Here is a 13,772-nt window from a genome sequence, read left to right as displayed (position 1 = left end):
GTGGAGAGCACGCCTTCCCCCGCGCCGCTCGCGCTCCGCGCCTGGTCGACCCCTGCTCGCGTCGGCGCGGTGGTGCTGCAAGCCATCGCGGTGCTCAACGTCCTCTATGTCGCGGCTCACCTCGTCTACGACATCCTCGAGGGAACGGAGACGGCGCCACCCCGCACGGTGGCGCTCGGTCTCACCCTGTTCTCGGGCGTGCCGTTGCTGCTGGTCGGCGCTCTCCGCCACCTCGGGCGTGCCACCCTGGAGGTCTTGCCCGAGACCCTGGCGCTGGTGCGCGGAGGGACCCGCTTCGAGATCCCGCTGACGTCGATCAAGACGGTGCAACCCTGGCGGCTTCCTTTCCCCGGAGGTGGCGTCAGCCTCCGGATGAGCTCGGGGCGCACCTTTCGCCATCATCTCGAAGCGTCGAAGCCGAGCGCGCTGCTCGCGGCGCTGACGTCGGTACTTCCGGTGGAGGCTGCGCCGCCGCGCTCGGGGGCCCTCGCTTACGTCACCGCGCGGTCACAGCTCGGTCGTCGCGGGTGGGTCTTCCTGGGGATCAAACACGGGCTCGCCCCGCTCGTGCTGACGGTGATCACCTTCCGGCTGCACCAGATGATCGTCTTCGGGTCGCCGTTCGGACAGTACCGCCTGTTCGGGCTGGCCTCGTACCTGAAGACATTTGCGGACTTCTGGATGGGCACCGCTGGAGGCCTCCTCGTCTACGCCAGCGTCTGGCGTGTCCTCACGGAGGCGCTCGCGCTCCCCATCACCGTCGCCGTCCCGCGCTGGGCGAGCGGGATTCGCCGCGGAGTCGAGGGGATCTGCTTCGTGGCCTACTTCGTCCTGGTGCCTGGCTTCGTCCTCTTCCGCCTCTTGCTCTGAGGCAGCGGTTCCCCTGGCTCCCGCAAGCCCGGCCGACGCCGCAAGGCGAAGAGCAGCACGAGCGCGCCGCCCAGCAGCAGCGGACCCAGCCAGGGTCCGAGCACCATGGCCAGGGTCACGCTGCGTCCTGTGCTCCCGAGGCGGCCGACCAGGGTCTCACGCCGATCCCACGCCGTCGTCGCGAGCAGCTCGCCCGTGGGGGCGATCATCGCCGAGATTCCGGAGTTCGTGGCCCGCACCTGGGGCAGCCGCGTCTCCACGCTCCGGAAAGCCGCCGAGATCAGGTGCAATCGCGGCGCGCGCTCGTCCGGGAACCACGAGTCGTTGGAGAGCGTGACGATCAGATCCGCGCCACCTCGCGCCGCCTCCGCCACGAAGCCCGGGAACAGGACATCGTAGCAGATGAGCGGCACCACCGAGAGCGACCTGTCGCCGCGGAGCGGAAGCTCCACCACCCGAGCCCCCGGGCCTCGCTCCCAGTGCCCCAACCAGGGCAGCTCACGGCGCAGCCAGTCGGAGTCGATCGCGGCGGGGACCCACTCCGTGAGCGGGAACAGCATGCGCTTGCGGTAGCTCGTCGGAGGGCGCTCACGCCCGGGTGCGCCGAGGAAGAAGGCAGCGTTGAACTCGCGCCCGGCTTCGGCGTCGTAAGCCCCGAAGACGAGCGGGATCCCCGTCTCCCCCACCAGGCCTCGGATCTCGTCGTCGAAGGCGGCACCCGCCTCGCTCTTCGGGTTACCGAAGGTCGTCGGGTAGACCGTCTCTGGCCACACGATGAGGTCGGGCTGGCTGCGCTCACGGATCTGCTCGGACAGCGCCATGTGCGTCTCCAGGATCAGGCGCACCGTCTCGAAGGCGCCCTTCTCGGCCCGGAGCTTGTCGTAGCTGGTGATGTTCGCCTGGACGATCCCGACGACGTGCCCGCTCCCGTCAGTGCTTTCTCGAAGCTGAGCGACCCGCAGCGCGCCGTAGCCGGTGGCGAGGGCGACGAGGCCGAGCGCGCAGACCAGCGCGCGGACCGTGCGTGTGGACATGGGCGTGGGGGCTCGCCCTGCGCTCGGCGCGGCACCCGGGGCGTCGGCGGCTCGACGCAGGGAGGTGCGGACGAGCTCGTTGGTGGCGAGCACCAGCAGCGTGAGACCGTGAACACCGAGCAGATCTGCGCCCTGGCGCAGGTACACGGAGGGGTACAGCCCGAGACCGAGCGTGTCGAAGAACAGCTTCGGGAGCACCAGCTCGGTCCCCACGTACACCATCGCCGCGGCCGCGCTCGCGCCGAGGAAGGGGACCCGCTTCCGCGCCAGATGCCGCACCAGCGCGAAGGCGATGAACTGCGGCTCCAGCAGCGGTGCGGCCACGAGGAACAGCAGCCACACGGGAAGCGAACCCGCGCCCGAGTAGCGCTCGACCGTGGAGGGAAACCACGGGAAGACCAGGCCAGCAAAGGCGACGCTCAGCATCGCGCCTGCAGCCGTCGCCTCGGCCGTCGAGTCTGCGCTGTCGAGCGCCCAGAGCCACGGCACGAGCGCGACGAACAGCAGCGCGAACCAGGGGGCCTCCATGCGACCGCAGACCGCGAGGAGGCACGCCGTCGCGGCGGCGCCCACCACGCACCTCGCCCAGCGGCCTCGCGCCGTGTGGCGTGGTAGCCAGCGCTCCACGCCCGCTTTCAGGGAACTCATGGAGTCGGGTCCGCCTCGTGATCCCCGGTGTCCCCCTCGCCCGGAGGACCTTCCGGCTCGTTCTGGCTGCCGTAGGCGTCCTCAGGGACCTGTAGCCGCTCGCCAGGCAGCCCCTCGGGCATCATGTCCGGGGGCACCACCCGATCGGCTGGCAGCGCGATGGGATTCCCCTGCGCATCGACGGGTTGGTAATCGGGATGGAACATCAAAATGGCTTCGAGCATCTGCCCTTTGTCCGTCGCCTGGTAGTGGCGGACGTAGCCGGGTGGCAGAGGAAAATCGTCGGGCACCACGAGGCCCTCTTTGATCTTCTTGGTCCCGTGCGGCGGAAAGGCCGCGAGCCCGGTCCGCTCTCCCGACGCTTTGTCGGGCGCCTCGAACCCCAGCTCATCCTCCCCGGCTTCGCCTTCGCCTTCGTCGTCTCCCGGCTCGCCTGCCAGCCCAGCGCCTCGCGCAGCTTCCTCGGCGTCCCCCGAGCTTCCCCGACCCGACGGCATCCCCCACCTCGCCAGCGCGTCAGCGCCTCGCGACGACCGCCCTGACTCGACCCCACCGCGCGTCGAATGGCCTGCCCGGCCTCGTGAGGAGAGCCGCGCCTCGCGCGCTCCATCCCCCGGACCACCGCCATTCTCCACCCCGCTCCTGGGTCGCACACCGAACCAGAGCCCTACCCCCAGCACGATCACGGCTCCCAGCGCGACGAGCGCCGCCCTGGGGCCGAGAAAACGTCGCGCGCCCTGCGACAGCTCGATCCGCACCACCCCGTCCTCGTCGACCGAGCGCCGGGGGGCACCGCTGAGCTGGCTCGCAGAGCGCTTCGACTTCATTCCTCGACAGCCTATCAGCCCCTCGCGCGCGAGCACGGCGCCCGGCGCGAGGGGCGAGCGTGCATCACGGCGATGCGGGGTTCAGGAGCGCGTGGAGCCAGCCGGCCCGCTCGTGCCCGAACTGATTCCACACCGCATTCTTGCCGCCCGAGCCCTGCGCGAACTCTGCTGCGCCGCTACCGGAGGCCGAGCCGCCGATGAGCCCGAGGTACATCGTCGCGCTGCTGTAGTAGGTCGGGTGGGTGTTGTCCGACTGGATGTAGTCGTAGCTCGTGCCGCTGCTCGCGTAGTGGTTGTTCGCGTCGCGGACCGTCCCACGGAGCGTCTGGCTGATCCGGGTCACGTAGGCCGCCTCCGACTCGCCGGCCACCCAGCGGAGCGCCTCGGAGTCGACCTTGCCGTCGCCGTTCGTGTCGTAGTCGGCGCCCATGTAATGGGCGAACGAGTCGACACAATCGAAGCCGTACTGCCGGGCGAAGTTGCACGCGCGCCAGTTGCTCCGCGCGAGGCGGGTGATGAAGACCTCCTGCTTGTTCAGCTTCTGCCCCGTCTGCGCGTCCGTGCACTGCGACAGGCCGTTGTCGGCGTCGTAGCCGGGGTAGTAGATGTTCATGATCTGCTTCTTCTTCACCGCGGAGTGCGCGTTCGCGTTGATGTACTGCATCGCGCGCTCCTGGTACGTCGTGCACGCGGCCAGGGCGCTGTCGATCACGCCGAGGTTACACGTGCCCTTCTGGTCGGCGAAGGCGGTGCGCGCCTGGAGGAAGTCGTTGCCGCACATCTCGAAGGTGACGACGCGGGTGCTCGGGTCCTGCATGTAGGACCGCTCGGCGACGATCTTGTTGTTGTAGATGTCGTCGGCCTTCGCGCCCGACTTGCAGCGGCGGACCACCTCGATGTCGGTGCCCCACGAGTTCGAGAGGTACTCACCCTGCACCATGGGGGCTGCGCGCTTCGCCGCGCGCGAGATGCTGCCGTAGTAGCCGGCGAAGATGGAGTCGCCGTAGGCAACGACCCGGTACTTCGTGGTCGTGTTGCTCCGATCGATCGTCCACGAGGTGTTCTGGGTCAACGTATTGGCGAAGGCATTCCCGCCGACCAGCAAGATTCCGATCATCAGCACGAGGCGCATGACGTGCCTCGGCAGTACTCGACTCGAGATGGACTTGACGCGCATCTTCACGATCTCCTTGCTCCGCTTGCGTCGCTCCCGGCGACGACGACTGCTGGCCCCTCCCGTTCACGGGGGGACGAGACGAATCATTTCCCTGCGACGTTCCTTCGAACTCAGGAAGACTGGTCGCAATCGTCCCGATCGACCTCGCAATGGGACGGGCGCAGTCTCCTGGATTCTTCTAATCGTGTTGCACGCATCACGCTGAAATGCACGAATGCGTCGAGCGCAGGGGACCTAGCCTCCAGCGCACATGACCAAACGCCAAGTTCGATGTCAAGCGCACACCGGTGCAGGCTATCGCGCTGCATCGCCGATAACGCATTGCACCATCGCGCGGCGTTCAGCGCTGCGGTGAGTCCGCAGCACGGCGATATCGCGAGGCCCGCCCGCAGGAGACTCAAATCACCCGATCGACGAGCGCGGTTCCGCGCTCGAAGCGGCGCAGGTTGTCGAGGAAGTGCTGCACCAGCGCCACCATCTCTTCACGCTGACCCCCTGCGGCGTGGGGGGTGATCCAGCAACCAGGTGCTTGCCAGAGCGGGTGATCGGCCGGGAGAGGCTCGGGATCGGTGACGTCGAGGTAGGCCCCACCCAGCCGTCGTGCCGTGAGGGCAGTATGCAGCGCGGCTTGATCCACCGTCGTCCCTCGGCCGACGTTGATGAACCACGCGGTAGGCTGCATCCGGTCGATCAACGGGCGCGAGACCAGGGCCCGCGTGGTCTCGTTCTCGGGCAACGTCGAGATCACGAACTCGGCCTCGGCGAATGCCTCCTCCAGGCCGTCTCGCACCACGACGCGCCCCGGCTCGTCGCCGCGGGGATGGGCCCGGAAGATGGTCAGCTCCACCTCGAAGGGGGCCAGCAGCTCCGCGAGGCGGCGGCCGATGGCGCCGAAGCCGAGCACCAGAACGCTGCGGCCGCGGAGAAGGCCGCTCCGGCGCCGGACCTCCCGGGAGGGCCATCCCCGCGCGCCGAGCTGTTCCTGCACGCACTCGGGGAGACGACGCGAGGCCGCGAGGACGAGGGCCAGGGCGTGCTCCGCGCAGGGCTCGTCGTAGACACCGCTGCTGGTGGTCAGCGCGATGCCTCGCTTCTGGAAGGCCTCGCGCACTTCCGGGGTCTCGTAGCGCGTGTACCCGGCGCTGCTCAGGTGGACCCAGCGCAAGCGCGGCGCTGCCAGCAGGTCCTCGGGGTTCGGTTGACCGAACACCACCTCGGCCTTCAGCACGGCCTCGTCGCGCTCGGCTGCCGAGAGGTTGCTCGCGGACCTTTGCCGCGACAGCGACAGCGTGTGCGGCGCGACCCCCTCCGTCAGCAGCCCCTCCGCCTCGTCACCGAATGTCGCCGTACAGGCGATGACCAACCCAGCCATGCTGCCAAGCCTACCGCTCACCGGTGTCCTTCGCCGCCGTCTCCCCGCCTTCCGGGCTTCCTGGGCCCATCCGGACCCGGGTTTTCGGCCTGTTCGGCGGGGGGCGCTCCCCGTGTGTGGCTGATCGCACCCGTCGCGCCTCCCCGTCGTTCGCTCCCCGCAGCGCCTGGAAACAGCGCCTGATGCCCGAACCGTTCCCGCACGGCCGACAGCACGGCCTGGAGGGAGTCCTTCCGCAGGGGAGCCGCCGCCGCGCCGCCGGGGGCTCGACCACGGCTTCCCACGGCATCGAAGAGCCCGAGCTGCACGGGAGCGGACGCCTCCTCCAGAGCGGCCACCCCCACGCCGGTCAGCCGGAAGCTGCGCCCCTCGGTCTCCACCGACTCCAGCAGCCGGCACGCCGCCCCGTAGATGGCGCGGTGATCGTCCACCGCCTCGGGCAGCGTGCACTGGCGCGTCTCCGTCACGAAGCGCCCATCGCGGATCTTCAGGTGGACACAGCGTGCCCGGAGCCCCTCGGCGACCAGCCGGTCGGCCACCCGGGTCGCCTGGGAGAGCAGGCACCGCTTCAGCGCCTCCACCCCGACCACGTCGTGCGCGTAGGTGTCCTCGTTGCTGATCGACTTCGCCTCCCGGTCGGGGATCACCGCGCGCTCGTCGATCCCCTCGCTCAGCCGGTACAGGTGAGCCCCCTGGGCCCCGAACCACGACGTCAGCGTCGACGGGCCGAGCCGCCGCAGATCCCCAACGGTGCGGATCCCCCGCTGCGCCAGCCGCTCCTCGGTCTTCGGACCGGCGCCCCACAGCGCCCCCACGGGCAGTGGCGTCAGGAACTCCAGCTCCTTCCCGGCGGGAATCTCCGTCACACCGTCGGGCTTGTTCATCCCGCTGGCGATCTTCGCCAGGAACTTCACGCTCGCGATGCCCACCGAGCAGGTCAGTGCGGTCTCTTCACGCACCGCCTTGCGCACCGCGTCGGCGATCTGCCGCGGCGTCCCCAGCAGCCGCTCGCTTCCCGAGACATCGAGGAACGCCTCGTCGATCGAGAGACCCTCCACCAGCGGTGAGAACCGCTCGAAGATGTCGAAGACCTGGCGTGACACCTCCACGTACGTCGCGTGCCGTGGCGCGACCACCACCGCCTCCGGACACAGCCGCAGCGCATGGACCATCGGCTGCGCGGACCGGCACCCGAATTTTCGTGCCTCGTAGCTGGCCGCCGCGACCACCCCCCGGCGCCCTGCTCCCCCCACCAGCACCGGCCGCCCCTGCAGGCGTGGATCGTCCCGCATCTCGACCGACGCGAAGAAGGCGTCCATGTCGACGTGCAGGATCACGCGCGCAGCTTCCATGAGCGAGCGCGGGAGGATAGCGCGGGCCACCGTGAGTTCCCGGGATTCACACCTCCAGGGTGAGAGCCCCCGAACGTGAGGCACGGAAACGGGCATGGGCGACGCCCTGGTCAGGAAGCCCACCGCGTTCCAGTGGCGCGACTCTTGAACACCATCGTTTCATGGGCCAGACCTGGAGCCGGGAGCGTGTCGCTCCGGGGCAGGGATCGTGTGAGCCCGGCCGAGTCTCGATGTCGACGGTCGGATCGCGTCGGTCCGAACGGCCTGTGCAACCTCTTCCGGTCTCACGGCGGGAGACCCCCGGATCCACTCGACGCGCCGCGTTACTGCGTTTACTTTCGCTTGTGCGTCCAGAGCGTCATTTGGAGACGCCTTGGTCCCTGTCAACGTCGAGCCACAGCAGAGAAACACCATGCCGCTTCCCGCCCGCCAGGGGCTGTACGACCCCGATTTCGAGCATGACGCCTGCGGTCTTGGGTTCGTGGCCTCGCTTCGGCGCGCGGCGAGCCATGAGGTGGTCGCTCAGGGGCTCGAGATCCTGAGTAACCTCACCCACCGCGGTGCCGCGGGGTGTGACCCGTGTACGGGGGACGGGGCGGGCATCCTCTTGCAGATCCCGCACCAGCTCTACGCGGAGACGCCCCCGGTGCAGGTGCAGGGAGGCACGCTCCCGCAGCCTGGCGACTATGCCGTCGCCATGTGCTTCTTTCCGACGGATCCCGCCCGGAGACGCCGGCACGAGGCCATCCTCGAGGCGACCGTCGTCCACCATGGGCAGCGCGTGCTGGGGTGGCGTGACGTTCCCATCGCGTCCCAGGCGCTCGGCGTGATCGCGCGCGACACGTGCCCTCACATCCGGCAGCTCTTCATCGGCCGCACCTGCGCGCCCGAACTCTTCGAGCGCACGCTGTACCTCATCCGCAAGCGTGCCGGGAAGATCGCCTGGGCCGACGACTTCTACATCGTCTCCTGCTCGTCACGCACCGTCGTCTACAAAGGCCTCATGCTCCCGGAGCAGATCGCGGACTTCTACCTCGACCTCTCCGACCCGCGCACCGTCTCGCGCCTCGCCCTCGTCCACTCCCGCTTCTCCACCAACACCTTCCCGACCTGGGATCGCGCCCATCCGTTCCGGCTCCTCGCGCACAACGGCGAGATCAACACGCTGCGTGGCAACCGCACCTGGATGAGCGCGAGAGAGTGGCTCCTCCGCAGCCAGTACTGGCGCGACCACCTCGACGACTTCCGGCCCATCGTCCGCTCGGGCGGCTCCGACTCCGCGGCGCTCGACAACGTGGCCGACTTCCTCGTCGCCTCGGGGCGCTCACTTCCGCACGTGATGATGATGCTCATCCCCGAAGCGTGGGTGGACGACCCGGCGATGAGCGACCTCAAGAAGGCCTTCTACGAATACCACGGCGCCCTCGTCGAGCCGTGGGATGGCCCGGCGGCGATCGGCTTCACCGACGGACGTCTCATCGGCGCCACGCTCGACCGCAATGGCCTGCGCCCTGCCAAGTACGTGGTCACCGACGACATGGTCGTCCTCGCCAGCGAGCTCGGGGTGCTCGACATCGACCCCACGCGCGTGAAGGAGAAGGGGCGCATCAAGCCAGGCAAGATGTTCCTCGTCGACGTCGAGGAGGGGCGCATCGTCTCTGACGAGGAGATCAAGAACAGCGTCGCGGCGCAGCGCCCTTACCGCCGCTGGCTCGAGGCAAACAAGATCGACCTCGATCAGCTCCCGCCCGCAGACGAGCCTCCGGTACTGAGCGCCGCCGACGCCGAGCGGCTGCGGCTCGCGTTCGGCTACACCCAGGAGGACGTGCGGAGCATGCTCACGCCGATGGCGGCCACCGGCGAGGAGCCGATCGGCTCGATGGGGATCGACATCCCGCTGGCCGTGCTCTCCGACCTGCCGCAGCTCCTCTACCGCTACTTCAAGCAGCACTTCGCCCAGGTGACGAACCCCCCGATCGATCCGATCCGGGAGGAGATCGTGATGTCGCTGGTGAGCTGTCTGGGGTGCGAGGCGAACCTCCTCGAGGAGACGCCCCGGCACTGTCGGCAGCTGGAGCTACCGCATCCCTTCCTGACGAACGACGAGCTGGCGCAGCTCAAGCAGAACCCTGTCGCCGACTTCCGCGCCGAGACCATCCCGCTGAGCTTCCCGGTGGACGGAGACCCGGACCAGGCGATGCGCGCTGCGCTCAAGCAGGCCTGCATCCTGGCCGAGCGCGCCATCGCGGAGGGCGCGAGCGTGATCATCCTCAGCGACCGCGAGCTGGACGAGCGTCACGCGCCCATCCCGGCGCTGCTCGGCCTCGGCGCCGTGCATCACCACCTCATGCGGCAGGGCTTGCGGGCGCGCGCGGGCATCATCCTGGAGACCGGCGAGGCGCGCGAGGTCGCGCACATGGCTTTGCTCCTCGGCTACGGCGCCGGCGCGGTGAACCCGTACCTCGCGCTCTCCACCATCGCCGAGCTGGCCGCCGACGGCACGCTCGTCGGCGTGACCCCCCAGGATGCGATGAAGCGCTACATCAAGGCGCTGAAGAAGGGCGTGCTCAAGGTGATGTCCAAGATGGGCATCAGCACCCTCGCGAGCTACCAGGGGGCGCAGATCTTCGAGGCGATCGGCGTCGATCAGGTGGTCATCGACGAGTACTTCTCGGGAACGGCCTCGCGCGTCCGCGGCGTCGGGCTCCGCGAGATCGCCGAGGATGCGCGCGCCCGGCACGTGATGGCCTTCGACCCGCTGGGCGCTCGTCGCCTCATGGAGGGGGGGCACCACGGCTACCGCGTCAGCGGCGAGCGTCACCTCTGGAGCCCGGAGAGCATCGCTGCCCTCCAGAAGGCCACGCGCCTGTCCGACGCCAGGACGTACGAGGAGTATGCGCGCCTGATCAACGACCAGCGGGAGCGCCCGATCACGCTGCGTGGCCTGTGGGATCTCGTTCCCGCGGGAGCGTCCGTGCCCCTCGACGAGGTCGAGCCGGCGCGGCAGATCGTCAAGCGCTTCGCCACGGGCGCGATGTCGTTCGGGAGCATCTCCAGCGAGGCCCACGAGACGCTTGCCGTCGCCATGAACCGGATCGGCGGCCGCTCGAACACCGGCGAGGGCGGAGAGGATCCGGCGCGCTACCACCCCGACCTGGGGGGCGACTCGCGCCGCAGCGCGATCAAGCAGGTCGCCTCGGGCCGCTTCGGGGTCACCGCGCACTACCTGATCAACGCCGACGAGATCCAGATCAAGATCGCTCAGGGCGCGAAGCCCGGCGAAGGCGGGCAGCTCCCGGGCCACAAGGTCGACGAGGTGATCGCGCGGGTGCGCCACTCGACCCCCGGCGTGACGCTCGTCTCGCCCCCGCCGCACCACGACATCTACTCCATCGAGGACCTGGCCCAGCTCATCTTCGACCTCAAGAACATCAACCCGGCCGCGCGGATCAGCGTCAAGCTCGTCGCCGAGGCGGGCGTGGGCACGGTCGCCGCTGGCGTCGCCAAGGCCTACGCCGACGTGATCCTGATCAGCGGCCACGACGGCGGCACGGGCGCCTCGCCGCTCACCTCCATCCACCACGCGGGCCTGCCCTGGGAGCTGGGTCTGGCCGAGGCGCAGCAGGTGCTCGTGATGAACCGCCTGCGCGGCCGGGTTCGCCTCCAGGCCGACGGCCAGCTCAAGACCGGCCGCGACGTGGTCATCGCCGCGCTGCTCGGCGCCGAGGAGTTCGGTTTCGCCACGGCCCCACTCGTCGCCCTCGGCTGCGTGATGATGCGCAAGTGCCACCTCAACACCTGCCCCGTGGGCGTGGCCACCCAGGATCCCGAGCTGCGCCGCCGCTTCACCGGGGCCCCCGAACACGTCATCAACTACCTCTTCTTCGTCGCCGAGGAGGCCCGGCAGCTCATGGCCAGCCTCGGCTTCCGCACCGTCGACGAGATGGTCGGTCGCGCCGACTGCATCGCCCCGCGCCGCGATCTGCCCACGCCCCGCCTGCGCAGCCTCGACTTCTCCGAGGTCCTTTACCTGCCGAGAGAGACCCGCGTCGAGCCGACCCGGTGCGTCGCCGCGCAGGAGCACAACCTCCGCGACGTCCTCGATCACGGACTCATCGAGGAGGCCGCGCCAGCCCTGGACCAGGGCGCCGAGGTCCGCATCACCCGGCGCATCCGCAACCGCGACCGCGCCTTCGGCACGATGCTCAGCGGCGTCGTCGCCCGCAGACACGGCGCCGAAGGCCTGCCCGACGACACCATCGGCATCGCGGCCCATGGCAGCGCAGGCCAGAGCCTCGGCGCCTTCCTCGCGCGCGGCATCTCCCTCGTTCTCGATGGCGACGCCAACGACTACGTGGGCAAGGGCCTCTCCGGCGGCATCATCGCCGTCCGGCCCCCGCCGGGCAGCACCTTCGTCCCCGAAGACCAGGTCATCGTCGGCAACACCGTGCTCTACGGCGCCACGAGCGGCAGCGCGTTCTTCAACGGCCGCGGCGGCGAGCGCTTCGGCGTCCGCAACAGCGGCGCGCTCGCCGTCGTCGAGGGCGTCGGCGACCATGGCTGCGAGTACATGACCGGCGGTGTCGTGGTCATCCTCGGGACCACCGGCCGCAACTTCGGCGCTGGCATGAGCGGCGGCGTGGCCGTGGTCTTCGACCGCGACGGCAGCTTTCCCGCCCGCTGCCACCCCGAAGCGCGTGACGCCATCGAGCCGCTCGCCACCGAGGACACCGAGCTCGTGCTCGGGGTGCTCCGCGAGCACGTCGCGCGGACTGGCAGCCCCCGGGCCAAGCGCATGCTCGAAGCCTGGGACGAGTACGCCCCCCACCTCGTCAAGCTCGTCCCGCGCGAGTACCGCCGCGCCCTCGAGGTCCGTCGTGCCCAGGGCACCGGCCCCTTCGGCGACCACTCGCTGGCCGAGCGCTTCGCGCGCCACAACGCCTCCGAGCCGAGCCTCGTCTCCCGGCCCACCGGAGCGATCTCGTCGAGGAGCAAGGGAATGGTGACCGCCCATGGGTGATCCGCATGGCTTCCTGAAGATCCAGCGGGCCAAGACAGCGCTTCGCCCCGTCGACGAGCGCCTCCTCGACTACCGCGAACTCGACCCCTTGCCGGACGAGGCTTCGCTGCGGGACCAGGCCTCCCGCTGCATGGACTGCGGCGTCCCCTTCTGCCACCGCGGCTGCCCCCTCGGGAACCTCATCCCCGAGTGGAACGACCACGTCACCCGCGCCCGCTGGGACGACGCCGTGCACGCCCTGGAGGCCACGAACAACTTCCCCGAGGTCACCGGCCGCGTCTGCCCCGCCCCGTGCGAGGCCTCCTGCGTGCTCAACCTGCAAGGCATCCCGGTCACCATCAAAGAGGTCGAGCGCTCCATCGCTGCCCGCCTCGACCCCGAGCTGCCCCTCGCCGCCCGGCCAGCGCCAGCGCGCCTCGGCCGCCGCGTCGCCGTCGTCGGCTCCGGCCCCGCCGGCCTCGCCGCCGCCCAGCAGCTCGCGCGCAAGGGCTACGACGTCACCGTCTTCGAGCGCGACGACCGCATCGGCGGCCTCCTCCGCTACGGCATCCCCGACTTCAAGCTGGAGAAGAATCTCCTCGATCGCCGCACCGACCAGCTCCGGCGCGAAGGCGTCGTCTTCCGCACGGGCGTGGACGTCGGCACCGACCTCCCTGCCGACGCCCTCCAGCGCGACTTCGACGCCGCAGTCCTCTGCATCGGCGCCCTCCAGCCCCGTGAACTCCCCGTCCCGGGCCGCGAACTCGGCGGCGTCCACCGCGCCATGGCGTTCCTCACCCAGCAGAACCGCCGTGTCGCCGGCGACGACCTCCCCGACACCGGTGCCATCGTCGCGACCGGCAAGCGCGTCGTCATCCTCGGGGGCGGCGACACCGGCGCCGACTGCCTCGGCACCTCCCACCGCCAGGGCGCAGCGCAGGTCACCCAGATCGAGCTGATGCCCCGTCCCCCCGTCGAGCGGCTCCCTCACAACCCCTGGCCCGAGTGGCCGCTCGTCCTCCGCACCTCCTCCTCGCACGAAGAGGGCGGCGAGCGGGATTTCGCCGTCCTCACCAAGCGCCTCCTCGGCGACGACCACGGCCACGTCCGCGCCCTCGAGGCCGTGCGCATCCGCCTCGAAGGCGGCCGCATCGAGGAGATCCCCGGCAGCGCCTTCGAGATCCCCTGCGAGCTCGTCCTCCTCGCGATGGGCTTCATCGGCCCCGAGCGCTCCCCCTTGCTCGACACCCTCGGCGTCGCCCTCGACCCGCGCGGCAATGTCGTCTCCCGCGACGGCGCGACCAGCGTCCCCGGCGTCTTCGTCGCAGGCGACGCCTCACGCGGCGCCTCGCTCGTCGTGTGGGCCATCGCCGAAGGACGCCGTGCTGCCGAGGCCGTGCACGCCCATCTCGTGCGCTCCCCTGCCGTCCTGCGCCTCGCCGTCCCCTGACACCCCTCGCCTCTGACGCTCGCTCGCCTCTCCTGCGCCTCAC

At 70.0% G+C, this 13,772-nt stretch carries 8 protein-coding genes; 3 read left to right on the top strand and 5 right to left on the bottom strand.

What is annotated here, in order from left to right; genetic code table 11:
- Nucleotides 1-870 carry a hypothetical protein gene (locus tag CMC5_RS38545; RefSeq protein WP_050435074.1) on the top strand — a complete coding sequence of 290 codons (870 nt, stop codon included), beginning with the start codon at nucleotides 1-3 and terminating at the stop codon, nucleotides 868-870.
- Here the strand turns inward: CMC5_RS38545 and lnt are convergent.
- The 5 genes from lnt to CMC5_RS38520 all read right to left on the bottom strand — a co-directional run bounded on the left by lnt (nucleotide 822) and on the right by CMC5_RS38520 (nucleotide 7,280).
- Nucleotides 822-2,552: an apolipoprotein N-acyltransferase gene (gene lnt / locus CMC5_RS38540; RefSeq protein ID WP_063796431.1), complete on the bottom strand. Its 1,731-nt coding sequence runs from the start codon at nucleotides 2,550-2,552 to the stop codon at nucleotides 822-824. The two genes, CMC5_RS38545 and lnt, sit on opposite strands and share 49 nt — an antisense overlap.
- Nucleotides 2,549-3,379 carry a hypothetical protein gene (locus CMC5_RS38535; RefSeq protein WP_050435073.1) on the bottom strand — a complete coding sequence of 277 codons (831 nt, stop codon included), beginning with the start codon at nucleotides 3,377-3,379 and terminating at the stop codon, nucleotides 2,549-2,551. Before CMC5_RS38535 ends, lnt begins: the two co-directional genes overlap by 4 nt.
- Nucleotides 3,380-3,443: 64 nt before the next feature.
- Nucleotides 3,444-4,556: an SGNH/GDSL hydrolase family protein gene (locus tag CMC5_RS38530; RefSeq protein WP_425394845.1), complete on the bottom strand. Its 1,113-nt coding sequence runs from the start codon at nucleotides 4,554-4,556 to the stop codon at nucleotides 3,444-3,446.
- A gap of 397 nt (nucleotides 4,557-4,953) precedes the next feature.
- Nucleotides 4,954-5,928: a D-2-hydroxyacid dehydrogenase gene (locus CMC5_RS38525; RefSeq protein WP_050435071.1), complete on the bottom strand. Its 975-nt coding sequence runs from the start codon at nucleotides 5,926-5,928 to the stop codon at nucleotides 4,954-4,956.
- Nucleotides 5,929-5,945: 17 nt separating this feature from the next.
- Complete coding sequence (locus tag CMC5_RS38520; RefSeq protein WP_082363600.1) at nucleotides 5,946-7,280, bottom strand: DNA polymerase IV; 1,335 nt, start codon at nucleotides 7,278-7,280, stop codon at nucleotides 5,946-5,948.
- Between the two features lie 412 nt (nucleotides 7,281-7,692).
- Between CMC5_RS38520 and gltB the strand changes: the two genes are divergently transcribed.
- Both gltB and CMC5_RS38510 read left to right on the top strand, forming a co-directional pair.
- The gene (gene gltB, locus CMC5_RS38515) at nucleotides 7,693-12,300 is read left to right on the top strand and encodes a glutamate synthase large subunit (protein WP_082363200.1); all 4,608 of its coding nucleotides are present in this window, start codon (nucleotides 7,693-7,695) and stop codon (nucleotides 12,298-12,300) included.
- Nucleotides 12,293-13,729, top strand: coding sequence for a glutamate synthase subunit beta (locus tag CMC5_RS38510; RefSeq protein WP_050435070.1), 1,437 nt, complete (start codon nucleotides 12,293-12,295; stop codon nucleotides 13,727-13,729). Before gltB ends, CMC5_RS38510 begins: the two co-directional genes overlap by 8 nt.
- The last annotated feature ends 43 nt before the right edge of the window (nucleotides 13,730-13,772 follow it).

The sequence above is a fragment of the Chondromyces crocatus genome (assembly GCF_001189295.1).
In the GTDB taxonomy this organism is placed as follows: Bacteria; Myxococcota_A; Polyangia; order Polyangiales; family Polyangiaceae; genus Chondromyces; species Chondromyces crocatus.
The sequence above is the reverse complement of the archived record's forward strand: the minus strand, read 5'-3'. Positions and strand labels throughout refer to the sequence as shown.